General features: G+C 33.5%; 23 protein-coding genes, 1 tRNA gene and 1 pseudogene. 16 read left to right on the forward strand and 9 right to left on the reverse strand.

Going from position 1 to position 24,774, the window contains the following annotated elements; genetic code table 11:
- On the forward strand, nt 1–232 hold a 232-nt coding region (locus tag IO68_RS25235; protein ID WP_023013331.1), incomplete at its 5' end, for a lysozyme.
- 370 nt (nt 233–602) lie between these two features.
- Here IO68_RS25235 and IO68_RS25240 read toward each other — a convergent pair.
- The gene (locus IO68_RS25240; protein ID WP_023013333.1) at nt 603–1,016 is read right to left on the reverse strand and encodes an NF045616 family extracytoplasmic (lipo)protein; all 414 of its coding nucleotides are present in this window, start codon (nt 1,014–1,016) and stop codon (nt 603–605) included.
- A 2-nt stretch (nt 1,017–1,018) separates the two neighbouring features.
- A complete protein-coding gene (locus IO68_RS25245; protein WP_023013334.1) occupies nt 1,019–1,708 on the reverse strand; it encodes a hypothetical protein in 690 nt (229 codons plus the stop codon).
- A gap of 508 nt (nt 1,709–2,216) precedes the next feature.
- Here IO68_RS25245 and IO68_RS25250 point away from each other — a divergent pair.
- From IO68_RS25250 to IO68_RS25270, 5 genes are all read left to right on the forward strand, one after another.
- The gene (locus IO68_RS25250; RefSeq protein WP_023013335.1) at nt 2,217–2,567 is read left to right on the forward strand and encodes a helix-turn-helix domain-containing protein; all 351 of its coding nucleotides are present in this window, start codon (nt 2,217–2,219) and stop codon (nt 2,565–2,567) included.
- Between the two features lie 3 nt (nt 2,568–2,570).
- Nucleotides 2,571–3,107: an ImmA/IrrE family metallo-endopeptidase gene (locus IO68_RS25255; protein ID WP_023013336.1), complete on the forward strand. Its 537-nt coding sequence runs from the start codon at nt 2,571–2,573 to the stop codon at nt 3,105–3,107.
- 154 nt (nt 3,108–3,261) lie between these two features.
- Complete coding sequence (locus IO68_RS34000; protein ID WP_171068570.1) at nt 3,262–3,414, forward strand: hypothetical protein; 153 nt, start codon at nt 3,262–3,264, stop codon at nt 3,412–3,414.
- A 59-nt stretch (nt 3,415–3,473) separates the two neighbouring features.
- Nucleotides 3,474–3,977, forward strand: a complete 504-nt coding sequence (locus IO68_RS25265) for a hypothetical protein (RefSeq protein ID WP_023013338.1) — start codon at nt 3,474–3,476, stop codon at nt 3,975–3,977.
- Between the two features lie 247 nt (nt 3,978–4,224).
- Nucleotides 4,225–4,467, forward strand: coding sequence for a hypothetical protein (locus tag IO68_RS25270; RefSeq protein WP_023013339.1), 243 nt, complete (start codon nt 4,225–4,227; stop codon nt 4,465–4,467).
- 303 nt (nt 4,468–4,770) lie between these two features.
- On the opposite strand, the gene IO68_RS25280 is transcribed toward IO68_RS25270, so the two are convergent.
- A complete protein-coding gene (locus tag IO68_RS25280; RefSeq protein WP_023013341.1) occupies nt 4,771–5,091 on the reverse strand; it encodes an Arc family DNA-binding protein in 321 nt (106 codons plus the stop codon).
- 145 nt (nt 5,092–5,236) lie between these two features.
- Here IO68_RS25280 and IO68_RS25285 point away from each other — a divergent pair, with 145 nt between their 5' ends.
- Entirely contained in the window at nt 5,237–6,031 is a 795-nt protein-coding gene (locus IO68_RS25285; protein WP_031234794.1) for a Bro-N domain-containing protein, read from the forward strand.
- 108 nt (nt 6,032–6,139) lie between these two features.
- Here the strand turns inward: IO68_RS25285 and IO68_RS25290 are convergent, their stop codons facing one another.
- The gene (locus IO68_RS25290) at nt 6,140–7,381 is read right to left on the reverse strand and encodes a site-specific integrase (protein ID WP_023013344.1); all 1,242 of its coding nucleotides are present in this window, start codon (nt 7,379–7,381) and stop codon (nt 6,140–6,142) included.
- Nucleotides 7,382–7,542: 161 nt separating this feature from the next.
- On the opposite strand from IO68_RS25290, the gene IO68_RS25295 reads away from it, so the two are divergent.
- A tRNA-Ile gene (locus tag IO68_RS25295) sits at nt 7,543–7,619 on the forward strand.
- Between the two features lie 130 nt (nt 7,620–7,749).
- Here the strand turns inward: IO68_RS25295 and IO68_RS33455 are convergent.
- Nucleotides 7,750–8,113 (reverse strand): annotated as a pseudogene (locus IO68_RS33455) (transposase domain-containing protein); the annotation flags it as partial.
- A gap of 1,315 nt (nt 8,114–9,428) precedes the next feature.
- Between IO68_RS33455 and IO68_RS0116915 the strand changes: the two are divergent.
- The 7 genes from IO68_RS0116915 to IO68_RS25325 all read left to right on the forward strand — a co-directional run bounded on the left by IO68_RS0116915 (nt 9,429) and on the right by IO68_RS25325 (nt 17,429).
- Entirely contained in the window at nt 9,429–9,635 is a 207-nt protein-coding gene (locus IO68_RS0116915) for a helix-turn-helix domain-containing protein (RefSeq protein ID WP_005399592.1), read from the forward strand.
- A gap of 217 nt (nt 9,636–9,852) precedes the next feature.
- Nucleotides 9,853–10,392 carry a hypothetical protein gene (locus tag IO68_RS25300; protein WP_136144442.1) on the forward strand — a complete coding sequence of 180 codons (540 nt, stop codon included), beginning with the start codon at nt 9,853–9,855 and terminating at the stop codon, nt 10,390–10,392.
- Between the two features lies 1 nt (nt 10,393).
- Nucleotides 10,394–12,697: a hypothetical protein gene (locus IO68_RS25305; protein ID WP_023013347.1), complete on the forward strand. Its 2,304-nt coding sequence runs from the start codon at nt 10,394–10,396 to the stop codon at nt 12,695–12,697.
- On the forward strand, nt 12,694–16,077 hold the full coding sequence (locus IO68_RS25310) for a tyrosine-type recombinase/integrase (RefSeq protein WP_023013348.1): 3,384 nt from the start codon (nt 12,694–12,696) through the stop codon (nt 16,075–16,077). The genes IO68_RS25305 and IO68_RS25310 overlap by 4 nt, the downstream gene beginning before the upstream one ends.
- A 62-nt stretch (nt 16,078–16,139) precedes the next feature.
- Nucleotides 16,140–16,430, forward strand: a complete 291-nt coding sequence (locus tag IO68_RS25315) for a hypothetical protein (RefSeq protein ID WP_023013349.1) — start codon at nt 16,140–16,142, stop codon at nt 16,428–16,430.
- A gap of 93 nt (nt 16,431–16,523) precedes the next feature.
- A complete protein-coding gene (locus tag IO68_RS25320) occupies nt 16,524–16,823 on the forward strand; it encodes a hypothetical protein (RefSeq protein ID WP_005236314.1) in 300 nt (99 codons plus the stop codon).
- Nucleotides 16,824–17,153: 330 nt separating this feature from the next.
- Nucleotides 17,154–17,429 (forward strand): hypothetical protein, encoded by a 276-nt coding sequence (locus IO68_RS25325; protein WP_023013351.1) that lies wholly within the window; start codon nt 17,154–17,156, stop codon nt 17,427–17,429.
- Between the two features lie 42 nt (nt 17,430–17,471).
- Here the strand turns inward: IO68_RS25325 and IO68_RS25330 are convergent, their stop codons facing one another.
- Nucleotides 17,472–17,654 carry a hypothetical protein gene (locus IO68_RS25330; protein WP_005236300.1) on the reverse strand — a complete coding sequence of 61 codons (183 nt, stop codon included), beginning with the start codon at nt 17,652–17,654 and terminating at the stop codon, nt 17,472–17,474.
- 99 nt (nt 17,655–17,753) lie between these two features.
- Nucleotides 17,754–18,503 carry a metallophosphoesterase family protein gene (locus tag IO68_RS25335; RefSeq protein WP_023013352.1) on the reverse strand — a complete coding sequence of 250 codons (750 nt, stop codon included), beginning with the start codon at nt 18,501–18,503 and terminating at the stop codon, nt 17,754–17,756.
- 598 nt (nt 18,504–19,101) lie between these two features.
- Between IO68_RS25335 and IO68_RS25340 the strand changes: the two genes are divergently transcribed.
- On the forward strand, nt 19,102–20,736 hold the full coding sequence (locus IO68_RS25340; protein WP_023013353.1) for an HNH endonuclease: 1,635 nt from the start codon (nt 19,102–19,104) through the stop codon (nt 20,734–20,736).
- Nucleotides 20,737–20,883: 147 nt separating this feature from the next.
- Here IO68_RS25340 and IO68_RS25345 read toward each other — a convergent pair whose 3' ends face one another.
- Together IO68_RS25345 and IO68_RS25350 are read right to left on the reverse strand one after the other, a co-directional pair.
- Nucleotides 20,884–22,665 (reverse strand): ATP-dependent helicase, encoded by a 1,782-nt coding sequence (locus IO68_RS25345; RefSeq protein WP_023013354.1) that lies wholly within the window; start codon nt 22,663–22,665, stop codon nt 20,884–20,886.
- Complete coding sequence (locus IO68_RS25350) at nt 22,658–24,454, reverse strand: AAA family ATPase (RefSeq protein WP_023013355.1); 1,797 nt, start codon at nt 24,452–24,454, stop codon at nt 22,658–22,660. Before IO68_RS25350 ends, IO68_RS25345 begins: the two co-directional genes overlap by 8 nt.
- Nucleotides 24,455–24,774: the final 320 nt, after the last annotated feature.

Genomic DNA, 24,774 nt, shown 5'->3' on the forward strand with positions numbered 1-24,774 from the left:
CGACAAACATGGTACGGTTCAATCACAAAATCAATTCGATGCATTGGTTTCTTTGGCTTATAACATCGGTACGAATGCTTTTAAAACGTCGACCTTAGTGAAGTATCTGAATGCTTTAGATTATAAAGCTGCAGCAGACGAGTTTCCAAAGTGGAACAGAGGCGGCGGTAAAGTGTTAAAGGGCTTGGTTCGCCGCCGTGAAGCAGAGAGAGCATTATTTTTAAAGAAATAAAAAAAGCCCTTTTTGAAGGGCTTAATTCAACGATGTATAAATATTAAAGTTTCTCATCTCAAATAAAAGCCAAGCATCACAACAAACATACCAGGAAGCATACATAAAAAGCCCATCGCTTTAGCTTCTTGGGTATTTCTGATATGTTTATGAAATATGTGTGGACCAAAGATCATTCCAGAAAAAGCTAAGATGAATCCAATGATTATCAAAAATGCTGACATATTTTTATCCGTTAAGATGCTTTCTTATCAAAATTAGTTTTTTTAGCCGATAAACCATTCTACTTAAATGTTTTTCCTCATGTTAATCCTTTGGCTCTTAAATTCGTGTAAAAGCCCTCATAAGAGGGCTTTAGATTGTACATGGATTAATCACAGGTAGATTTACCAGAATCGACGTATTTAATCGATAAGTTATTGTTACGATCAATTAAACAAACATTTGTTTTAAAGCTTTTATTTGTACTTAATACAATCTCATAAGCAGTATTTTTTTCGATTTCCTTGATAGGTATTAGAACACAATTTTTTTCATCTATTGGAAGAGGCGCATTTTTATAAAGCTTTTCGTAGGTACTTTTGAGCTCTTTAGTATAGTCAATCTTACCCAAGTAAATTAAAAATGTATTATCAACACCATAGTAAGTTTTAGTACTGTTTGTAAATGCACATAGATTATCTTGTTTAATGGTTATCTCTAATGGCCGCGGACCTTGGCTACATGCATTTAATACAATACCTATAGTCAACATAAGGCTAAATTTTAAGCTCTTTTTTATCATCTTTAGCTGCTCGGTAACAATGATTTATCATGTGGGTTTAGAATAAAATCTCTCAAGATTCTTTCAACATACCCTAAAAGCTTTAAACTTTGTATATGATGTGGTCGGGAAGGATTTACGTTTTGGAGGTAGCAAGCATCAAACCAAAACTCAATTAAGCGTCCTTGTTGTTCAAAGTTAAACTCATTAAACTTTTTACCAGAATCTCTGCCAAGTATGTCAGTGTCGTATGCTTTGAGCTCTCCACCAGAATCTGCTGATTGCACATTAGATGTATAACCACCTTTGCATAACTGTTTTAAACCTAGCCAACCTACAGAAGTACCCATTTGATACTGCCAGACATGAGTCATTTCATGTATAAACCAATGTCGATTTTCTCCAATTGTTTGACTGAAATCTGGTGTTTCTAAATATTCTGAGCGGGGTAACATTATTTCTCCCGCAGGTGTCATGGCATTACCTGTAGCGCTATGAATAAAACCACCGATATGAAGCCATACTTTTGAGTAATCAATAGCATCTTTGAATACCAACTGACACATCTTAATTTCACCAGATGTTAGTTTTCTTTTGGTTTCAATTTTTATTTCGGTGGTTGGTGGTGATTGATTATTTTTTAGTTTAGATAATTTTGCTGTTGCATTTGCTACTATTATTTTAGCTGATTGTTTTGTGGGATTTTTATCCATGTTGATGCTCCTCATAAATAATGCTAATAGTTACTTCTTCTGCACTCGTATTCGTGACTAGCTCAGTAAAACCCTGATCATCAGTGGCTTTCTCACATTCTTAACAAAGCGTTCTTCTATTGCACCATACTTTTAAAGTTTTCTCGGGCTTGGTTCAGTGAAGGATCATTTGCAACTCCAGCCCAATCGTGGTCTTTTGATTGAACAGGATCATTCTCTCAAAAGCGTACAAAGCAAATGTCTTAGTCGTCGTTTGATGGTTCACTTCTGGTTAAGTGGCCGCAGCATAAACACGGATACTGCATTCTATTACGCAAAATTTTTAATTATTTTTCTCAGGTTTTTAGTAAAAATAGAACTCAAATACATGATTTATATATAAATTATATTTCATAAAATTAATTAACCTTTGGATTGATTTAATTTAAAAATGGTGTATTATTGTATAGTACCGTAAAAGGTATTAACTCATTCAATAAGGAGTGAGGAAAGTGATAGGGTTACGAAAATGTCTAAACTAACAGATTTTGGAAAAGCGATTAGGAAACTTAGGATTGATTATGATACCAATCTTAATGAACTAGCAGCTTCTATTGGTGTTAGTTCAGCTTTCTTATCAGCTGTGGAAACAGGAAAAAAGCCAGTAAGTGCTGAATTAATTACAAAAATTGCAAATGTTTTAGGATTAAACAAGGATGAAGAACATTTATTAACTCATGCAGCTAGTCAATGTATTGATAACGTCGTGGTAAGAACAAATACAGCTGAAGAAGCTGAGCTTGCTCTCATGTTTGCTAGACGGATTCAATCTGATTCAGTTGATCTAGCCACATTAAGAAAAATCCTAGAGGAGGATTGAGCAATGTCATCTTATTCCAAGCCTAGAGGGGTAAAAGTTGCCCCTTTAAGTAAAGCCAAGATTAAAGAAAAAGCACGATTAGTACGTGATCATTTATTTAAAATCATGCCTAATAAAGCAATCGACTTAATTAAAATACTTGAACATAAGTTACACCTCTTGGGAGTAACATATGAGGTTAGGGAAGTAGCTGATATGCCAGAAGATGTTGAGGCTTTAACTCACCCTGATGATATGACTATTATTTTACGTGAAGATATTTATGAAGCTCTTTGTGATCCATTCCATCTAATGAATGGTAGAGCAAGATTTACTGTAGCACATGAAATCGGACATCTATTTTTACATGAAGGCTTGGCTTTAGCTCGTGGAAGAGGTGATCATAAGCATTTTGAAGACTCAGAATGGCAAGCAGATGCTTTCGCATCCGAACTACTTATGCCTACAGAATCATGTATTGGATTAGAAGTTGATGAAATTCAGGAAAAATTTCAAGTGAGTCGTCAAGCTGCTCAATTTAAATTTAATTCTTTAAAATGAAAAACTGATATGAAAGTTATCTCTCATATCAGTTCGGATAGTACGACCTAAGGGCTATTCAGCTTCTTAGATGAACTACATAAAGCGTAAGGAACTTCATTGTAGATCATTTGAGCAAGCTTTTCAAATCTCCTTAGGTGGGGAGGTGAGCTATGTGCTTAAGAAGTTAGGTACTCAAGAACCGCCGAAAGGCATGAAATGGGTCTTTTGTAGATTCCGTAAAGTACGAGGCAACTCTGGCAAAGTGCTAGATGCGCGTGAGTACGGTTATGAAGCATGGGCATTCTTAGTTCCATGTGCAGCTTAAATGATCAGGTGCATAGGCATTCATGCCTATGCATTTCTAAAACAAGCAATGGAGATTTCATGAGTAATAGTGACAACGATAAAAAAAGTAATAATAAACTTTTTCTTTTTACAACAGAGGGTAATAAAGCCGTATTTGAATATATGCGAAATCTTACTCCCCAAGTATTTATATTTAGCGTAGGAGTAGTCTTTGCTATACGTGTTCAAGAATTACCTTTCTCAGATAAATCAATTGTCTTGGGCCTTGTAGCTTTTGCAATGTGCTTTGTCTTTATTTATCTTTTTATGGCTAATATTATTGATTTTATAGATAAAATCACTGATTTTATGGATGAAAAAATTAGGGAGGTAGACGGTTATAAAAAGTGCGAAAACCCTTCAGTATTAAAATCTTCGCTTATGCATCTAATTACAACATTGGTTTTAATATTTAAGAAGAAAAAAACTTTATTTTTTGAGTTTTTCATAGCACTAATCTTTTTGATTATGCCTTCAGTCGTTGTGTTCATTGCTTCAGGACATACAGCGATTAGTATTTATAAATCATTATTTGGAGGATAATAAAATGAGCAAAAATCTAATTAACCATAAATAATGCCAAGACTGTGGCGCTCGTATAAAGCATTACTATTCCTATTGTGGACGTTGTGGAAATAATGATGTAGTGAACTGGAAGCTTATGGGATACTTTTGGCTTATAGCTGGAGCAATTTTTCTAATTGCAATGTACTTTGCAACTAGGAATTTTTGTAGTCATGCCTTCTTTACTCAAGTTGAATTTTGCAAATATTTATAATAGGTAACTAAAATGTACGAAGATTTTAAAAATAGATCTTCTTCTTCGTTGAAAGCAATAGATGACGAGGAAAATCTGATTGAAGTTCAATTTTTTTCACAATATCGTCCAGAAGAGCATGAGAAGAAAACTTTAGATATTTGGACTTATGATTTAATCCGTCTAGAGGATTATCCTCAACCAATAAGATTTCTGTGGGGAAGTGAGTCATTTATTCATCCAATAACTGGTAAAAAATACACGATGATGTATTGATAGAATTGGAAACAAAGGTTAATGATTTAATCAATGTTTTATTAAAATTGATATTGAGCCATTTAAATTTTAGGGTTGCTATGTATACGACATATTGGATTAACAGTAACTTTATTTATGGACCTGAATATTCTGGTAGATTCTGGATTGAAGGTAATTTTATATACGGTCCCAAAAACTCTGGACGGTATTGGATTGATAACAACTTTATATACGGTCCAAAAGATAGTGGAAAGTTTTGGATAAGTGATGGATATATATATGGACCAAGTAAAAACGTTCCTTGGATAGAATAAGAGCACCCTAAGGTGCTTTTTTCTTGAGTAGTTCTACTGCTTGAGTTGTTGAAACAGATAACTCATTAAGCATATTTTTCAATGCTGTAATTGTCTGATCTTGATTTTGGATCGTTTTTTCTTGCTGTTCAATAATAGATATTACTTTATCAAACCTATCAATCATGCTTTGGGGATCATTGATTAATGGGTCATTAAAAGTTTGCTCTAGCCTCGCAACAATATCCGCATTCATAGAGCGGTTAAGTTCTTTCGCAGATTCTGCAATTTTATCTTTTAGTTCTTGTGGTAAACGCAAATTATAAGCGACACCTAAATGTTTACCCATGACATCGTCCTAATAAATTCTGTTGACATGGTATCAAGTGGACATATATATTTGCAATATGTCCAGTGGACATTATTTTAAAAAAATGCCCCGAAGAATCTTGGCGGATCGCGGGGCACTTACCAATACCTATGGAGATATTGATATGGCTAGTTTATCACTAACTTTCCATGAAACAACTTTTAATATTGTAGAGTGTGATCAGCAGGCGTGGATTACTTCTCGTGAGCTTGGTCAAGCTTTAGGATATGCGAGAGATGATGCAGTTAATAAAATATATGAGCGTAATTTAGATGAGTTCTCGTACCAAATGACTCGTAACGTCAAAATGACGTTGCAGGGTCAACTGCGAGAAGTTCGGATTTTTTCACTCCGTGGATGTCATTTGATTGCTATGTTTGCCCGTACGCCAGTTGCTAAAGAATTCCGAAAATGGGTTTTAGATATATTGGATAGGGAAGTACTGCCAAAAACCAAGAATCATAAAACAGAACGTGTGGTTTTAAATGATGCTGTGAATATGCTTGTAGCAAAGACCAAGCACCTTAACTTTTCCGATGCCTACAAACTTATACACCAACGCTTTAATGTAAATGGTATAGATGAGATATCACTTGATCAGATTCCTATAGCGGTTGAATACGTCCATCATCTGATTGCTTTATTAAGCTCAGACAAACAACCAAGCACAATGAATGTCAGAGCAATGGCGATGCATCTAGTATGGTTAAGTGGATGGTGGCGACAGTTTGGTACAGCAGTTAGAGGAATTAATCCCCACATGAGTTCTGCTATCCATGATCATTTTAATGATGGTGGATTTGTCGCATGGACATTTATTGAAAAAGAAAAACAGGCGGAGTTAAGAAAAAGGATTGAAACATACCCTTGGCATTTAGCCGCTATGGATCGTTATCATTTATTAAATAATCATTCTTAGTCTTTGAGATCGCGGGAGTTGAACTCGCGTCCGCAAAAGCCGCTTTCTTAAGCGGTTTTTTACTTTTTAGATTTAACAATTTTCCTTTTAAACCAAACTGCCATTCCATCATTTATCGGAATGGTTTTGTCTATGTTCACCTAAAACAATTTCCTCGATCTCATTCATAGCAGCCCTTAGCTTTTTATCGCTTACTTGTACATATCCAGCCGTTACGTCTCGATCATCTTCTTCTTTATGATTCAGCAGTTTTTTGATCGTATATTTCCCATAATCTAAACCTTCAGCAATTGAGCCGAACGTTCTACGAAGATCATGGAAAGTGAAAGGTATACCGCAGCTCTCGTTGATTTTATTCCGCACCTTAGAAATATTTGTAATATGGCCAGAAACTGATTTTGCAGAAGGGAAGACCCATTCTGTATTTATAGCTGTTCTTCTTTTTTTCATCATTGCCCATAAATAATCGCCCATAGGTAATGTATGCGGCTCATTGTTTTTGGGATCTATTGAAGTGATAAAGCCGTATTTAAGATCAATTGCAGACCAAGCGAGTGATTCACATTCTTCTCGTCTAAAGCCAGTCAAAATCAAGGTGAGCAGGAAATCTTTGTTCGTCTCAAGTTTTTGACCACGATCTTGAAAATTTAATACAGCGTTAATCCAGTCAGGTAATTTATCTTCATTAATATATGTTTTTCTTCTTTTAATTTTATTCCAAGCTTTTTTTGCAGTTAGCGTACGCACAGGATTGATAGGTGGAAGAATTGGATTCTCATCATCATCTAAATAATGTTCTATTGAGAAGTTATAAATCGCGCGAAAAACTCGCATCACCATATTTGCTTGGGCCTTACTGCGTTCGGATAATTCTTTATGTTTATCCTGGATCATTTTGCGGTTGATATCCTTTAATTTGATATCTTTCCAATCAGATAAGTAGCCATTAATAACGTCGCTATAGTCATCAAGTGTACGTGGTTTTAGCTCTCGCTCATCAATATAAACACTGTAGGCTTCAAAGAGAGTCGGTTGCTGTTGCTTTACCTGATAGAGCTTCTCAGCGTCCGTAATACGATTCTTTTTCTTCTCATTAAGATTTACACCTTTCGTCATTTCAAGTAAGGCTTCTTGAGCCAATACTCTTGCTTGAGCAAGTGTTATTTGACCGTGAATACCCAAAGTAGACCGAGTAGACCTGCCATTAACCTTTTTCTCAACGATATATGTTTTATATGAGGTATTAACCCGTACAGCAAAACCAATTAACTCACTGTCACGAAAAATAGCAGGTTTTAGTTCGAGTTGATCAATAAATGACTTTGTAAGCTTTACTCGGTTTGCTGACATGGGCTAGAATCCGCTAGGCTTGACAATATATAGCTACATATTACAGTAATTTCTGCGGTCTACTATGGGTCTACTCAAGAAATAACTTGTAATTAAATTTGAATTTAGCTAATATTGGTCTCAAGCTGAATTGTAGTGAATACAATAAGTTACAAACTATAGGGCCTATAGCTCAGTTGGTTAGAGCAGCGGACTCATAATCCGTTGGTCGACAGTTCAAGTCTGTCTGGGCCCACCATATAAAACAACCACTTACGTGTACTAATCGTAAGTGGTTTTTTTGTTTTTAGATTCTGGTAAGCAAATGGTAAGCAGCTTAAATCAACATTATTCTGTAAGCATTCGCTAAACCCCATAGCTATTTTTTTATTTGAGTTGGGTTTCCATCGGTGTGGAAGTAATTCTTCAATCTGGGTCACTTTATGTATCGGCAACCTTTTCGGCACATCACTTAATTGGGCATGCGGATCCAGTCCATTCAGCTTTGCTGACTGAATCAGGTGTATGATATTAGCTGCTCGCTGACAACTGCTCATCGAGCCAGCAAATAACTAGTTATTACGTCCCAAGGCCCTGGAACACATCTGATTTTAGATCCCTTATGAAGCAATGCTTCTTATGTTGATTGGTAAGTTACCATCAACCAGATAGCGGCCAGAGTGCTTGCCAGTTTTTTAGGCTGTAGTTGATCCTCAGAGCGGTTAGGGAATCCGATAGCAGCGTCAGATGGTGTTAGTTGAGCCATTAATATAGTCTTGATTTGAGGTATTCATTAAAGCGTTCAACTTTGCCTTTGGTCTGTACATAGTAGGGCTTACATAGCGGGGGCAAAAACCATATTTTTTTAACACAGTTGAGCTGTTAGAGTTCAAGTTTGGTGACTGATTATATTGTTGCAAGATATTCCCTTAAGATTCTGACCGTTTCTAGATATTCAAACTCTAAAACTTCTTGGTAGAACACAACGGCAGGAATCCATTCAGGATAAACAGCATTTATGCGTTCGAGCAAATAAAGTTTATATAAGTCAAGAATACATATTCTAGGTTATAAGCCGATACTGTAGTGTGAACTTGAGCTGTAAATATTTACGCATTGTATTTTTAGATACTACAAGTTTTTGATTTATTAAATTAAAATAATAAACCTTGTTTATACGGTGTGTGGACTGTTACTTCTTGTGCTAAAAATAAAATTTTTGAGTATTTTAAAATGACGTTATATTAACTATTGGGTTACTTTTAATACTGCTATAGGGATATTTTACACTGCTGATAAAATATAAAAATTAAACCCAATTGATATATTAACTTAACCTGTTATTGTGTTATTGTAATGAAGTAGGTCAACTGTATGATAAATTTTTAATTGTAATCTTATTCTTTAGTATATTGTGATTTTAAATAATGATGTTTAAGGAGTATAGTTAAATAATATATTGCAAAAAAATAATAAATATAATAGATATCTTGCGTTAGTCAAAATTTAATCAGTGGTAAGCTTTGATTTTTAAATAAATATCAAAGTCTGAAATAGTCAAAATAATACTTTCGCAAGAGGTCTAATTATTGTGTTTAATGGTTTTTAATGAGGTTCTATTTGAACAGTAAAATTATAATTTTTATATTTTTTAATTAAGTAAGGCTTTGTTGCACAAAGATTTCATAACTATATGATTTTAAAAGTTTTGATTATTTTTTGATCCAAAATTAAATTTATTTAAATCAGATGCTTACATATTTATGCAACAAAGCCATTAAGTAATAGAAAGTATATAAAGAATTTTGGTTTGTTAGACCGATTCTTCCGAACTGAGTGCTGTTGAAGATAATGAGATTGACAGTCCCTTGGAAGGTACTCATTTTACTTTTGTGGTTCCATATTTTCATAAAAAATATCTCATATAAATCAATGTCATGGTTTTTATTCTGGGTTTTTTTTAAATCTTCTTTAGTATTATGAAATCATAAAAAAGTTTCAGATGTATATGAATTACTTAAAAAGTTTAGTTTTATATAAATATATTAATTCAGATACCTTAATCAACATGAAACATAAAGTTAAACAAATTACCGAAGATAGATTATTGCTATCTACTAGTGAAGCTGCTCGTTTATTAGGGTATGCAGAACAAACACTGCGTAAATGGGCATTGTACGAAAATGGGCCTATTAATCCTATTAGGCATGGACGTAGTCTTCGTTGGAGTAAGGCGGAAGTCTACAAATTTGCTTGTGTCAAAGAAGAAGCCTAGAAAAATCGAGACAGTTTTTCTTGTTATTAAGGCTTATTGCATTTGATATAAAAAAGACACGCAATAACAAGAAAAGCTAGCTCATCCAGAAAAAATTTATAATTGATTTTTTAAAAATATCATTAGCTTAAATTTGATTGAGATTTAGGTCCTAAGATTTCTCATGCTCAAAAAAAGCCTTTATGAAATTTTTAGAATGATGAATTTGGAGCTAATAATGTCCAAAAAACAAGCTAAACCAAAGAAGAGTTTTAAGCTATCGGACCGGCAACAAGCCAAATTAACTGAAAGTTCGCTAAGAAAATTCTCCGACATAATCGACCAGACAATAAAGCTTACTAATGTTGAGGTAGGTGATCAAAAAAATGCAAAAGATCGACTGAAAAAGTCAATGATTACTCGCGTTAAGAAAGACTATTTGAGTCTTACACAACATACGTATCTTTTATCTATTGAAGCTAAAAGTAATGAAGATTGGTTTAAGAATCAAGCTAACTATATTTTTTGGTTAGAGCTATTTACTTATCTTCAAAGTCACAAAATAAAATGTGAATATAGAATTAACTTCTATAAGGAACTTTTTGATTATTTAACTAAATTAGAAGATGAAAATTTATTTTATTTAATTAATAAGGAAATCTTGAAGAGGAATAAATATCATGTTCCTAGTAAAATTTATAAAACAGATTTTATAAATTATTTTAAATTACCTAGAAATATTTTTGAAAAATCGAAAGTTGATATTGTGGAGTGCTGAAATGAATAATAAATTAGATTTAGAAGTTTTTAAATCAAGGTGTGCTTGTTTAACTGAAATTTTATCTTCATATAGAGAAGGTTTGCTTCTATTAGAATCATGTGATTTAAAAGATTTTCATAATACTTATATGACTGATGAATTTATGAGGGAATTAAAAGTTTTATGTGAAGGTATATATTCATATTTAAACATAAATAAATCTAAAACCCAGTATAAAAGTATTTTAGGGTCATCAAGTATCTGCATTTTATATAAAAATGTTGAAGATTTGGATGTTATAAATAAAGAAAAACAGATTTCGATTAACCAAAATATTTTAAAAATTTTTAATGTTGTAAATTTTTTAATTGGGTTGATGTCCAATATGGAGAACTCTCAAGCTAAAATTGAAAGGCTAAACTATAATTTCTATCTAATTTTAAAAATGATGGAAAAAAGTTTTAAAGGTTTTCTTTCTGAAGTTTTACCTATAATTTCTCAATATTTTAATCATCTTATTGAGTTCGATCATACGGCTAAGACCATTAAAGAATTCAATACTTATGCAAAAGCCCAAAATGTACATGTCACAGAATTCTGTAAGCGCCTTGATGCTAATGTTTCAGAAAATATAATCAAATCTCTAACAAGGTATTTAGACGAGTACAGAATCGCAGTTGAGGATATCTGTTATCGCCACAACGTAAGAATTAAAAGGACGGATGAGATTGAAAATATAGAGGATTTGGACGTTGATCCGCAGACATATCATAATCCACCTTTGGTCACGGAGAGTCAGTCTGATTACTCAGATGACAAAGATAACATTGATGATGAAGTCGATGAAGATAAGACTTCTAAGCAGTATGATTATAATCTAAATGAAGATACGCGTAGACTAGCACCATTTGTCTCAAATCAAAGATTGAATCGTCATATAGATAGAACTCAGCAACCAACGGTGAGTAATATTTACTATTTGGACATACCCTTATTAAAAATTGTAAACCAGGTTTTACTTGACCAACTTCATGAAAACAAAGATATCATGGAATCTGCAAAAGCAGCTTGTTGCTTGATGTCAATCTTTACCGGGCAGAGTGCCGTTATATTTCAAGATATCGACCAATTGCTAAAAACTAAGCAATTAAAACGTAGCCCCAATCGTGCCTATTATTTGTGGATCGTTGATGCAAATGTAAATAAAAATTTGAAAGGTCAAATTGCTAAAAAAGACAATAAATATAACGAGCATACAACTTGGGCATTTCAAATTCCTGCTATGTGGATTGATAGAATTAGAGAGGCTAACCTTTCCAATCTAACGAATACAGATTTCGAAAAGTCTTTATCAGAATGGTTTTATCATCGTCGTATAGGCCCGATATCAGTTACTTCAATTGCTTTACAACTTTCCTTTCATTTGAACCGTATATGTAAAGATGATCTTACGAAAAATTTCTTAATCGGTAGACAGGTTTCACATCAACCTGATCTAGCGTATGGGGGATTTTCTTATAAACAGTTAAATGAGGTATATGAGCAGTATATATATCTATGGTTTCAAAATAAAAACGAGGTAAATGTTTTAGATCGTCCGCAATTTATTCAAGTAGAAGAGCAAGCCCGCGTAGGAAGTCAGCGTGTATGGTCATTTGATAATGCGAAAAAATTCTTAAATACATTAAACTTGAAAGTTGTCCAAGTTTTAAAAGAAGAACAAGACATTGCTGAAAAATTTAATGCTTTCAGTGTTTGGATTTGGTTTTGTTGTTTATTGTCTTCAGGTGCACGTCCTGCTATAGGTGCATCTAGTATCAGAGAAAATTTTGATTTTATTACTAATATTGCATATATCCATGATAAGAGCAGTAGATCTCGTCCACATGGTCGTTATTCACCTCTGATCGAATTCGTTGTTAATGAGTTACAGCATTATGATGAATTTATCAAAAACATTAATGCCTTAGAGCTAGCTAATACAGCAGATCATATCTATTACCTTTCTTATTGGAAGAAAGGTTCAGAATTCATGAGCTTCACATTGGAGCCACTTACACAAAAGCATATAGCATCTTATTTATCAGAAAACTTTCCTGAAATGGATGAGTTATATCCCAATTGGACGCGCCATTTTGTAAGGAATTTTCTGGAATTGCCTGATGCGATTTTTAAGAGTTGGTATGCGCACGATCAACAAAATGAGATCGGATTTTCAAAATATTCATCTTTACAGCCCTACACCTACATGATTGAAATTCAAGATGCAGTAAATCAGCTGTTTAAAAGACTGGGATTAAAATCAGTGGTGAGCCAATCATGAAAGATGAAGAGTTACAAAAAATTCGAACTAAGCTAGAGTCTTCGACGAATCTTTTATTTGAAAAAATCTCAGAATTTCTTATCCATGAGATCACGGAATCTTGTGAAAAAAAGAAACTTGATGATCTTATTCAAAACGAAATGTATTCGAATCGAGCTAAAGTAGAGAAATACTTTCGCAATAGGAAAATCTCAAAAAAAGATTTGGAAGAATTAAGGGGATTTTGGTCTGAATTATGTGTGAAAAAAAAGCAAGAAATAGAGTCACAATTACCGTGGTTAAAGGATCAATATGAAATTAAGCTTATTCAAAGAGCATATTCAGCTCCAAATATTAAAGATATTGAATCAACGCAAATGAAGTTGCTTAGAGGGCAAAGGTTACATGAGTTTAAGCTCAAGTTGCATTTCTTTTGGGAGACTGAATTACCGAAAAGGCTTAAAACTGATGTTTTTAATGCTGATTTTACGGATGAGCAAAAGGAATTACTTCTTCGACAATTTTTAATGGCACTAATTATTGATTGTGGGTGTAGTCATAAAAAAGACTTAATGGCGATTTTAAGATCACTCAGAGCATATTTTTCAAATGATCAGTTAAAACCATCAGAATTGTCGAGTGGACTTGTATCCCTATATTGTCAAGGTTCATCAAAAACGGGTTATTTATATAATTATCCAGTAGAAAATGAGAAATATGCGAATTTAGTATATCTCGATAATTCATTCCAAATTAAACAAATTTATCTTACATCAATTAGTTTGTTAATGATGGTGAGACTCATCAATATAATTGAGTTTGAAACTCAAAGTGAAAGGCGTCAGGGAGAAAAAAGGCTCGTTCAGCTTATAGAGTCTATCGATGCTCAAAATGATGAAGGCTTTGATCAATATATTGATTTGGCTATATTGGATGTCGATAAAAATAGTGTTTTACGTGATTATTTTGCAAAGGAAAAATATCAATTATTTGAGCATGTCGATTACGTGCAGTATTTTAGTCAAAAGAATACGCTTGATGGTTTCACAACAGCATTATCTAAGGGGGCGTTAGACAGCGCTGCACTATCATTGTCAACCTTAAAAATGCTTGAGACACTTGATGCATTTAAAGACAATAAATCTTTAAAAAAGAAATTGATTACTTCCGAAAATGCATTTGATGATCCGAACGGGAGTTTTCGAAAGCCTAAGTCTGAAAATATACAAAAACTGAGCACAGAATATCATTGTGCCGCAGAAATTAAAAAAGGATTGATAGGGCAATTTCAAGGTAGAAAAAAACCCGAGACCATTAAACAATTGTCAGAAGATATTCAGTCACTTAAAGAAAGTTATAGTAATCAGACATATAAAATAGCTAAAGATATTGCGCTAGTGAGTGTTCAGATTGCGTTGATGACATGGTATCGGGATTACCTCATGAGCGGTCAATCTTCAAATGTTTCTAGAGCAAAAGACGGAATTGCGCTGAGTTCCTTGGATACTTATAAATCCTCATTCGCTGAAGACCTTTTTATGTATGTTGTTACTCATGACCTTGATCTTCTGAAGATGGATGAAGAACAATTTGAGGGAGCATATGAGTATATTTTAAGTGAAAAATTTATTGTTGATAAGCAACGACAAAATAAAGCATCTAAAAATAATGTTAGGGAGGTGAAATATAATAGCTATGGTAAAGCTGTAAAAAATTTAAAAAAATTTCATAAAAGTTTAATGCATAATTTTGATGCTCCTCGAGTAAATTATTTAGACCAGTTAAAATCTGATGATCTTCAGATGTGTAGATCATCATATATAACCCCAGTGATGTGGGCGCATTTTAATAATTTGATTGGTCGCCAAGTTGAACTGAGTAAAGAACAAAAAAGTATATTCAAAATAATTTGTATGCTTGCTTACCGCACAGGTTTAAGGATTGGTGAGATTCTTGGATTACGGTTAAGAGATTTAGTCATGATTGAGCTAGATTCTAAAACAATTGGCAATGAGGAATATTATTATTTAACAGCAAGCAATCCTCAATTTATCAAAATCTTAATTCATAATAATTATCATCGTCAGGTTAAAACGACGAATGCAAAACGAGGAATTTGTCTTGATGAGTTGCTGACTGAATGTGAATTGAATGAATTTATTGGCCTAATCAAAAAGCATCTTAATGTAAAAGTTGGTCAAAAATGGTTAGGGGGAGAAGACTGTTTTATCTTCCAAGATGAATTTGGTCAAATTTTTTCATCTCGTTTTATTAGTGCTAAGACAAAGGAAATTTTTGATACTTTATTCAATAACGAACCACACGATTATTCCTTTCATAGCTTTAGGCATACTGCGACAAACAATTTAGCTTTAATTTTGAAAGGCAGTGAAACATTAATTAAAAGTTGGATCGGCTATTCACCCGATCATATTGCCAAAATTAAAAATTATTTATTGGGTAATACGGACAGTATTGCTGGACGTCAGGATGTTTGGAAGATTTTGGCACATTTTATTGGCCATTCATCTATTGAGATGACAGCCAACTATTACCTGCATTTTGGTTCAATGTTAGTCGGGGATGCATTATGTCCAGATGAAAGTAAAATATCAGCAAATATTGTAAGAGCTTTACTCTCTTGTAGAGTATTCAAGAAACAATTGAATACGTCTCAAATGAAAGAAAAGCTTGAATTAAAAGAAATCTTAGAGAAGATAGCTCCCAATTCAAAGATTATTCAAGACGCAATATTTCCTGATCGGTGGCATACTCAGATATTAAAATGTGAAGATGTAGAGCAAACTGATAATGTAACCGAAAGGCTCAAACTGAAATCAGAATTGAATGATATTATAGATGTACTTTCAGGAAAAAATGAAAATCTGAAGTTGAAAGAAATTGGGAGAGACTTGGCCTCAAACCTGTATAAAAATAGACACCATCAACAAAAAAACGATATTTCTAAAAGTAATCCTTTAGACATGCTGTTAAAGCATATCAATAGAAATAAGTCTGGAAATGTATTTAGCGAAGCTGATTTTGAAATTTTCACAGCTGTGCTGGATAGTAACTTTACGTTAGATTATTTTGAGCGCCGTATTCGTCTTATAGATGCTCGTATGGAGGTGTATATCCAAAGCGAAGTAGAGTATCAGGAGTTTGATAAATTTTGTCGTGAGTTAAAATTTATATACAAGCAGTTTAAAGAAAAAATTAAAATATCAAAACGGTCATGGAAGGAAATTAAAGCTGAACTTGAAGCGGCTAAAAGTAAGAAAGGGGTAAGCATAGAAATTAGTAATTACAACTATAAATATAATACCTGCCAAAAAATCTTTAGTGATTTATTTTTAGCAGTCATCTATCGCCGTTGGAGTTTAGCCCAGATTAATGATTAATTACTGCGTTAAATAATTTAACAAGTTTAAGAATGTGATTTCAAAAAATGGAGACGGACTACATGAAGGATACCCATATAGATGTAGATCATTGTATTCAAGAAGCTTTACAAGGAAATATCGTTTATTTAGACGATAATTTATATTTAGTAAGTGCTGAAATAGCCTTACAGCAAGTCCTTATACCTGAGCATGTTTGCTGTACAGCACCATATTGGGTCATTGGATATAAGTTGCCTAAACCGATTCAAAACCAACAGGAATTAGAGTCATTATTTACATGGCATAACTTTTTTACAGAATTTGCTAGCAATGCTGATGAATTTAAAGAGTTTAACCCTAGGGGCGAGTAATGAAACTTTATAGTGTCAGCCCTTATAGTTTTTAAATTCATCTTCATGAGTACATGATAACTTCAGTATTGACTGAATATTAAAGGATTATTTGTGAGTCGAAGTGTAAAGAGGCAACTCAGTTTCTTTTTAATCGTACTTTGCGGAGTAATTGCCTATAATTATGTGGCTACTCGTCAAATAGAACATACGGTGGTGAATTCTAGCGTTCAAGAGCGAGAGCGAGCATTTATGCAAAAACGAGCTGAATACATAAAAAATCACGGTGAGACCAGTATGGCTGATCAAGAAATTAAGCAAGAACTGGCATTCAGAAGAGCACATTTTTTAATTAATAGTTCGTCTTCGTATCAGAGTGCTAAAGAGCAAGATCTTGAAAAATTTGTAAAGTGAGATAGATATTGTGGTAGATCGGGTTGTTTCTAAAGATAATGCGAAAAAAGCCGATGAATCCTCAGTAAAAAATCAAAAAGATGAAATAATAAAGGAGGATTATATCCAGGCTATACTAAACGGAGTTGATCAACTTCCTACGAAAATCGTCAGAACTGATTAAGAAAAGATGGAGTTTCTAGATGATTGATTTTTAAGGCATTACCTAAGTTTTTATTTTATCGCTGTGATTTTAATGAGGTATTGCGAGATAGTTAGATCATTACTCAATTTTAATTTATGTCATAATTTATTAATCTTAATTTCAGATAAAAATCAAGGAGACAATCGATGTCGAGAAAAGTAATAATGACTACAAATGAAAGACGTCTTCAAGTATTAAATCAAATGCGTGCTAGCTACCATGGTGTGCAGCTTTTAAAGCAAGATAGAACTAGATTTATACAGCATAGTACTACGGCTCAATCTAGCTTATTTTCCACAAGCGATAGAAGGTATCCTGCATGTTATGAACTATCAATGGAAACGGATGATAGTGATGTGTTGAAAGAAACTGCTGAAGCTATGTACGCATCTACAGGTGATACAATTTGGTTAAGCTTTTAAATATAAAATTCAAGCGCTTTATATCGTTTCAATGAGCAGAGTTCAAAATTGCTTGAGTACGTCGTCAATTGATATTTCCTCTTCCACATAGAAAATACCATTTTGATCTGCTTTCATTTTTTTAATAGTCATACCTTCAAGCTTGGCAATCTCGATTAAATCGTCAAGTATTTGATCTGCAATTTTATTTTTCCAATCATTTTCTGGGTCTAAAGGATTCGACATGAGTTTCTCCTAGTTCATGGTGTAGAAGCTAAATCAACAGTACTATAGGATGTATGATATTAGAGTTGGTTTAAATTGCTTCAATACGAGTATGACTACTTAAACTTCGATGATCAAATTTTCTCTAAACCCATTTTTACCTTGCTCTGGTGGATAACCCAAAGGATTGATCACTAATCTACATCCATCGACTACAGTATCCACTGATGTATGCGTATGTCCTGCAATCCATAATTTAAAGCCTTTTATATCTAAGTCATTAATAAAATAGGGATTGAGTGCTGATGCAACAGGATGCGTACCCCAATATGGATCAAGACAAGCTAAATGAGGCGGGAAGTGAGTAATGACAATCACATTATCTTGATCCTTAAATTTCATAATATTTTCATGATATTTTTTAAATAATTCTATGTAGTCATTAGCAGTTATCGTTCGATGATCACTGCCAATCATGATTTGATCAAAATCATAAATCGATTGTTCAGCATCTTTTTGAGACTGTAAAAGTACGTTAGGAGATGTAAGTGGGGAATTGGAGCGGAAGTTCGTAAACAACGTGCCGCCAACAAATATTTTATCTCGTATTTTGATATGGTTGTCATCAAGTAGTGCATTTTCAGGGTAGTTTTCTTTCAAGAAATTCACGACTGAACTGTAGTTAGAGCTGTAGTAATCATGATTACCTAAAACAAAGATAAATTTTTTATTTAGAGATTTACATTTTTCGGCAAACTCAATTGCACCACTTAAGCGATTAGAAAAATCGCCAGCGTGAATAATGACATCAGCTTGCTCTGATATTGAATATTTGGAATTGTGAGTATCCGATAAAATTTGCAGTTTCAATCTACTTCCTTTATTAAATCACGCTGCTTAAATATATAGAGTTTCATTGCGATCAGTTTACAGCAACTAGATATTGTAGAAATTATAAGATACTTATCTGTATTCTTAAGCCTCTAAAAATATAGGTAATTATTTTTGAATCAATTGATTAAATATTGATCATAAAATTTGACCAATTGAATTTATGCACATAAGATAAAGATGTTACAGCAAAATCTGTGACCAGGCGTGGAAACCTGAATTTACTACAGAAGCAGTAAACCGCTTTGGCGGTTTTTTGCGTTAAATATGTTTAGTCTATCGTAATGGTAGGCCAAGCAGGGCAGTCTATGACTGGCCGTCTTCTGTAGTACGGTATTTCCACCCCTGTTTGGCTTGCCTCCATCTCGTGGAAAAGTTGGAAGCTTGTTTGTAATTAATTACTACAGGAACTAGACATGAACACTTTCTATAATATCCCTTATTTTCTCAAAGCTATTTCTTCTGTTCTTAAAGAATAAAATTTTCGAAATAAATTTTCGTCATGTTTAATTAATTCTACTTTTATAAATTTCGTAATCTTACGAGATATAGAGAAGTATTGCCTAGAGAAAATAAAATGGCCCGTACTAAGCTTTTAACCAATATTATTCAAAGAAAAATGATGGTGCCTGACGAAATGTCGCACTCAAATCTTCACCATAACTTTGAAATATCACTTTATGACTTCGCCAACCATGAGATCCTAGAAAAACTATATAAAGCAGACAATCAACGCTCCACAGAGTGCTGGAGCCCTGCTGAAATTCAGGAGTTTATTCTAAACTGTTTGAATGATCGTAATGTCAATTTATGCGTTCGCTATTGGAAAGATGCTGCTGGTAATATTTATATCATCGATGGTGGGCACAGGATTTCAATCATTTATGCTTGGATTAAAAGATACTTTATTGATGAGCAAGTAATAGGAGCCCCAAAATTCACGGCACCACAAAAACGAGATATTCGTCAGATTCGTAATCGATTAGGTGGATTAGCTGATTTTCAAGAGTTATGTAGCGATTCTGAGTTTCAGCAAAAATTAAAATCAACCAAAATTAATTTTATTGAAGTCATTGGGACACCTGAGGAAGCTCGAAAAGCCTTTTGTTCAATCAATTCGGATACGAAACGATTAGATCCAGATGAAGAATATCATTTACAAAATAGGGGAAGTGATGCTTTTTATGTGATTTATGCGTGTTGTTATATAAACGATAATAAATCCAACTTGGCTGAACTGAATTACGAGCGGATAAATGAAGTGATCACTTTGGGTGAGCAAATTCATGATCATCTTTTTAAGATAATACTTTTAGAGCCAGATTTAACACACGGTAAAAAAATCGGCTTGGTCAATGAACTCCTGAATATCATGTTTGGTGATACTAGTCAGAATACTGTGAATATAGACCAAGGTCAGCGTGTAGAAAATTTAATGCTAAAACTTAGAGTTGTACTGTGTCGTATCGCTACACCACCAATTAGTATTCGGATTCCAAGTTTGGGCTTACACCCAAAACTATATTTTTATAAAGATAATCGTTTTCAAGTGACATCCTTTTTGGCCTGGTTCTCTATCGTCTGTGAAATTGAACAAGACTGTTTTGAAATACAGAATAAAAAGATAGATTTTATTGGATTTACTCGAGCACGCCGTGGTGTTGAAAGTTTAATTGAAAAAATTCCTGTGGCGATTAAAGAAACTGTCGGTAAGTTTGGTAGCGGGATCAGATCACATGAGCGATTGAAGAACGTGTATCAAGCCTTTATCTGTATTGGACTCAATATTTATTTAGATTTTGAAGATGAAGTTTGTTTGAACACCGTCATTCTTTCGATGAGTCAATCATTTGATTATATTAATTTTAATGATTTTTACCTTGCCCGTTTTGGTGGTGATTATGATGAGAGCGTTGTGGATGATGTTGTGAGCTTTGTGAAATCAGTAAGACTAACAAAGAAGAAAAAACCTCTAAATTTTTCACTCGCGACCAAAAGAAATCTTTATCAACGTGAGGAAAGGAAAACATGGAGCTATTGCGAAGTATGTGATAGCGCTTTATACCTTGAATCGACTGAAGTAGATCATCGAGAATCGAAAGCAGAAGGTGGTTACGGTGTTTTAGAAAATGGAGCAATTATTCATCCGATATGTAATCGTTTTAAGTCAGATCGTGCTTTGGAAGAAGTAAGAGCAGATTTATTTGACTAAAAAGATAAGGGAGTCTTTCTTTCTTTCTAGTTAAAAATATATAAAAGTAAATGAATGAGTTATTTAATTATATGTATCATATAGTTAAATACTTATTCATTTTTTATACATGTATAAAATTGATATATAAATACTTTTTAAATAGATCTATTCTTGTTCACATCTTTGAGAGAAATCAGCTACGAAATCAGAATGATTATTTTTTTGAAAGACTAAGTGTAATGTATTTTTAGGACGCGTAACTGCTACATAAAAAAGCCTTCTTGTTTCTTTTAATGCTTTGGGGGATGTCTTGTCTCTTGAGCTAGGTATAACATTATTATTAACTCCAAAAAGAATCACAGTATCAAATTCACGGCCTTTAGAACTATGAAAAGTAGTAAGTATTATTCTGCCAGTTCCTTCAGTTTTTCCAGCAAACAGATCAAGAGACATGTCTTTATTGGATGTGGGGGAGGTTTTTTCTAATAACTCTGAGCATATTTCCCATTCTTGCAAGTTATTACGGCAAACTGCCATCCAAGGCTTTACTAATTCTTGGTTAAAGCGCAATAACCATTCATTGGCAGTTTCTGTTATAGATCTACTATTCTGAAGAAAATCAATAAGCTGAAGTGCTAGTTGTTGTTCTTCATTTTTAGTATAGTGATGACCATAAACAATAATTAAAGCTTGGTTGTGTAACTTTCTAAAGGGTGGTTCCGCATCTTTCCATCCCCCAGTTACCCATTTTGCGCAATCTTCAATAAAACGGGCAAACTTTGAACTTCTTTTAATTAAAGAATTACCATCAGTTCTATGATATGGTAATTGCTGGTCTTCTAAAGCTTCTACAATTTTGTCACCTAGCCAAGCAGCTCTATATAAAATTGCAATATTTTCATTTTTAAAACCCTTTCTATTTAGCTCTGCTAATAGTTTATTTACAATGAAATAAGCTTGTTCTTCTAACCCCCCATTTACGGGGTGAAATTTTATTTCTCCTTCAGGAGTATCTTCAGGACTTTCATAATGCCTATTTTCATTAAGTGCTGCTGAAGATGCTTTGACAATTTTTGTTCCTGAACGATAATTAAATTTTAATTGAAATGTTTGGACATCTTGCCGTAGAGTCAAACTTTGCAGTAATTCTGGATTTGCACCAGTAAACCCATAAATTGATTGATCTGCATCTCCCACTGCAAATAACCGAACATTTCCATCAAAACAGAGTAGTTGAACCAATTCATGAAGTCCATGACCTAGATCTTGGTATTCATCTACAAACAAAATCGGAAATCGAGCTTCTATAGCATCACAAATCCATGGATTCTCTTTAATCATTCTAAATGCTATAAGAGGCATATCATCAAAATCAATAAGCCCTTTTTTTCTCAGTTCCTGCTCATATTCCTCAATAAATTCAGCTAGTTCTTTATTATGACCTTTCCAAATAGGGAGTGTCCGATCCAGTTCACGATTTCGTTTTTCTTTAGCAAACTCCCATTGTTTATAGGGATCCCCAGAATCTTGGTATATTTTTTTATAGGCATTTTCTATCGCTATACGGCATTCTTTTAAATCTGCCACTTTAAAGTCTTGAGGGATATTGCTTTCTACACAACGAGAATAAGGCATTATTATTTGTGTTAATGCAAAGCTGTGTACTGTACCAATAAAATTTGTACCAGTAGTATCAACCCCGAGTTTTGATAACCGAGTTTCAAGTTCGATTGCACATTCATTATTATAAGTTATACATGCAATAGCTCTTGGAGCAATAACTTCTTCCTTAAGAGTACGAGCAATAGCTGTCGTGAGAGTTTTTGTTTTCCCACTACCAGGACCAGCTAAAACGACACAATGCGTCTTACAATGCACTGCTTCAAATTGCTCTTTATTTTTCTCTAATTCTGCTAAGGCTTTTTTTAAAGTAGTGTGATTAGACATTTTTCACCATATACTCAATTGCATCCTGAATATATTTAGGAACTTGTATAAGTTTCTTACCAGATATTTTCTTTTTTAATTTTCCACTTAAGCGCCCTTTACCAATATCCTTAACCATAGCAAGTAGCTGTGCACTATCTATTTTATTGGGATCTAATTTCCATTCATTAATACGTTTTGTACGCGTTGATCCAAAACCTTGTTCATCTAAAATTTCTAATAGTACATTACTTAAATTGGCTGTTTGAGCTATAGCAACCTCAAATGTTTCATTATTGAGGAAACATCCGAATTTAGCCCATATTTCTCTAAACTCATCAAATTTACATGTTTCTTCAAAGTTTTTACGATCAATTTCTTCAATTTTTTTAAGCGTAGGATTAACTTCGCAGCGAGAATCCCAAATTCCTAAACATCTTGCTCTTCCAAGTGCAGGCTTTTTTCCATCTAGTGGATCCCAATCAGTGATTACAGCAAAAGGTATACCTAAGCCTTCAGCTAATTTGATATATGGATTAAAGTTAGTACCTGCAACATTACATATAGTGATACCGAGCCCATCTAAGTCATATCCTAATATTTCTGCAAAACTTGGGATTAAAGCTTCTTCAGCATCACCTTCAACAAAAATAATCCCTTTAGTAAACAGTATCTCAGAGCGAGTGGCTATTAAATATCTTTCTATATCATCTTTTTCATCATCATTTATTGGTAAGTGAGCTAATGAAAATGCTTTTGTACTAGTTCCGCAAGACCTTAAATTAACAATAGAACGTAAAGGCACAATGGATGCTAATGTTGGTGAATGACTAGTAATAATGAGTTCTTGCGAGGCATCTTTTTCTTTGAAAATATTTTTAAAAACAGCACGTTGAAGTTGAGGATGTAGATGAGCTTCAGGTTCTTCTATGCATAATAGAGAATAATTCCTTTCATTTCTTGCTTTACGCCATGAAAATTCTTGTAGTTTCAAAGCCATCAACATGACATTGGCTGACCCTAAACTTGCTTCAGTAATATTGCGTTTTCCTTCATCAATATACATACCAAGTGATCGAAATAATCGTAATGGATCAGCATTGGAAAACCGTAGGGATGTTTTTAAATCATGTCCTTTACCTGAAAGACTTAAGATTTTTTTACTTAGAGAGGCATTCAGTGCTTTAATTGAAGGTTGTTCAATAATTTTCGTATTTGCTGCCTCTAAGTCAGTTGAAACTTTTGTTAATTCAGTGGATCCAATCGATGCCACAGCATCCTCAAGGAGGGGGCGTAAAGGGGAGTTTCTCCAAGAGCCAAGTTGATTTTCTGCATCACGTAATGCATCAAGTAAATCCAAAGAAATTCTTCTTCTTACTTGGTTGTTAAGTACCCTGTTTTCATCTCCGCCGCCACAGATAATAAACTCAAAATCTTCACTACTTGTCGGTAAACTAGTAACCTCAGACTTACATCTAAATATATAGCTTAAACGAACAGTTTTATAATCACCTGCAAGTCTATAATCTGTTAATAGTGCCGTTAGATAAGGGTCTTTTTCAAAATCTGTAAAATCCAAATGAATCTCAATTTGTGGCTTTTTAGATAAATCAGAGCCATCCCAAAAATCTGATATTTTTAATTGTCTAGCTGAATCTGGAAGTGTTTGATCTATTACTAAGCGCATAGCAAATAGTAAATTACTCTTTCCTACACGATTCTCCCCCAGCAGCACCACATTACTGCTCAAGGGAATATCAATTAATTCAAAATTTCTAAAATTTTTGATTATTAAATTTTTTAAATGCATTAAAGGATTCTTAAAAAGTAAAAATTACTTAATTAATTTAATGAATTAAGTTTTTTTATCAAGATAATTTTTTACTTTAATAAGCTTATATCAAACTTTTCTACTAACTCTAGATTTTTCATAGTAGTAAAACTCTGATACCTTATCTTTATACTGATACGCCCCATTAATTATAGATAGGTGAGCTATAGAGTAGCTTGCATCTGGGAGACTAAACCATACTTAGAACTTTCTTTATAGCCAAAACAAACCCATTTTTAAATAAAGGTCGTCCATATTCATCTTTAACCGCACCATACTGTGATATGTGCTGAATTAGC

The organism is Acinetobacter sp. COS3 (assembly GCF_000475335.1).
In the GTDB taxonomy this organism is placed as follows: Bacteria; Pseudomonadota; Gammaproteobacteria; order Pseudomonadales; family Moraxellaceae; genus Acinetobacter; species Acinetobacter venetianus.

Bases quoted from the DNA above. Each gene is read 5' to 3' on its own strand.
- IO68_RS25240 (WP_023013333.1), bottom strand. From the start codon at position 1,016: ATGATAAAAAAGAGCTTAAAATTTAGCCTTATGTTGACTATAGGTATT.
- IO68_RS25245 (WP_023013334.1), bottom strand. From the start codon at position 1,708: ATGGATAAAAATCCCACAAAACAATCAGCTAAAATAATAGTAGCAAAT.
- IO68_RS25250 (WP_023013335.1), top strand. From the start codon at position 2,217: ATGTCTAAACTAACAGATTTTGGAAAAGCGATTAGGAAACTTAGGATT.
- IO68_RS25255 (WP_023013336.1), top strand. From the start codon at position 2,571: ATGTCATCTTATTCCAAGCCTAGAGGGGTAAAAGTTGCCCCTTTAAGT.
- IO68_RS25265 (WP_023013338.1), top strand. From the start codon at position 3,474: ATGAGTAATAGTGACAACGATAAAAAAAGTAATAATAAACTTTTTCTT.
- IO68_RS25270 (WP_023013339.1), top strand. From the start codon at position 4,225: ATGTACGAAGATTTTAAAAATAGATCTTCTTCTTCGTTGAAAGCAATA.
- IO68_RS25280 (WP_023013341.1), bottom strand. From the start codon at position 5,091: ATGGGTAAACATTTAGGTGTCGCTTATAATTTGCGTTTACCACAAGAA.
- IO68_RS25285 (WP_031234794.1), top strand. From the start codon at position 5,237: ATGGCTAGTTTATCACTAACTTTCCATGAAACAACTTTTAATATTGTA.
- IO68_RS25290 (WP_023013344.1), bottom strand. From the start codon at position 7,381: ATGTCAGCAAACCGAGTAAAGCTTACAAAGTCATTTATTGATCAACTC.
- IO68_RS0116915 (WP_005399592.1), top strand. From the start codon at position 9,429: ATGAAACATAAAGTTAAACAAATTACCGAAGATAGATTATTGCTATCT.
- IO68_RS25300 (WP_136144442.1), top strand. From the start codon at position 9,853: ATGTCCAAAAAACAAGCTAAACCAAAGAAGAGTTTTAAGCTATCGGAC.
- IO68_RS25305 (WP_023013347.1), top strand. From the start codon at position 10,394: ATGAATAATAAATTAGATTTAGAAGTTTTTAAATCAAGGTGTGCTTGT.
- IO68_RS25310 (WP_023013348.1), top strand. From the start codon at position 12,694: ATGAAAGATGAAGAGTTACAAAAAATTCGAACTAAGCTAGAGTCTTCG.
- IO68_RS25315 (WP_023013349.1), top strand. From the start codon at position 16,140: ATGAAGGATACCCATATAGATGTAGATCATTGTATTCAAGAAGCTTTA.
- IO68_RS25325 (WP_023013351.1), top strand. From the start codon at position 17,154: ATGTCGAGAAAAGTAATAATGACTACAAATGAAAGACGTCTTCAAGTA.
- IO68_RS25330 (WP_005236300.1), bottom strand. From the start codon at position 17,654: ATGTCGAATCCTTTAGACCCAGAAAATGATTGGAAAAATAAAATTGCA.
- IO68_RS25340 (WP_023013353.1), top strand. From the start codon at position 19,102: ATGGCCCGTACTAAGCTTTTAACCAATATTATTCAAAGAAAAATGATG.
- IO68_RS25345 (WP_023013354.1), bottom strand. From the start codon at position 22,665: ATGTCTAATCACACTACTTTAAAAAAAGCCTTAGCAGAATTAGAGAAA.
- IO68_RS25350 (WP_023013355.1), bottom strand. From the start codon at position 24,454: ATGCATTTAAAAAATTTAATAATCAAAAATTTTAGAAATTTTGAATTA.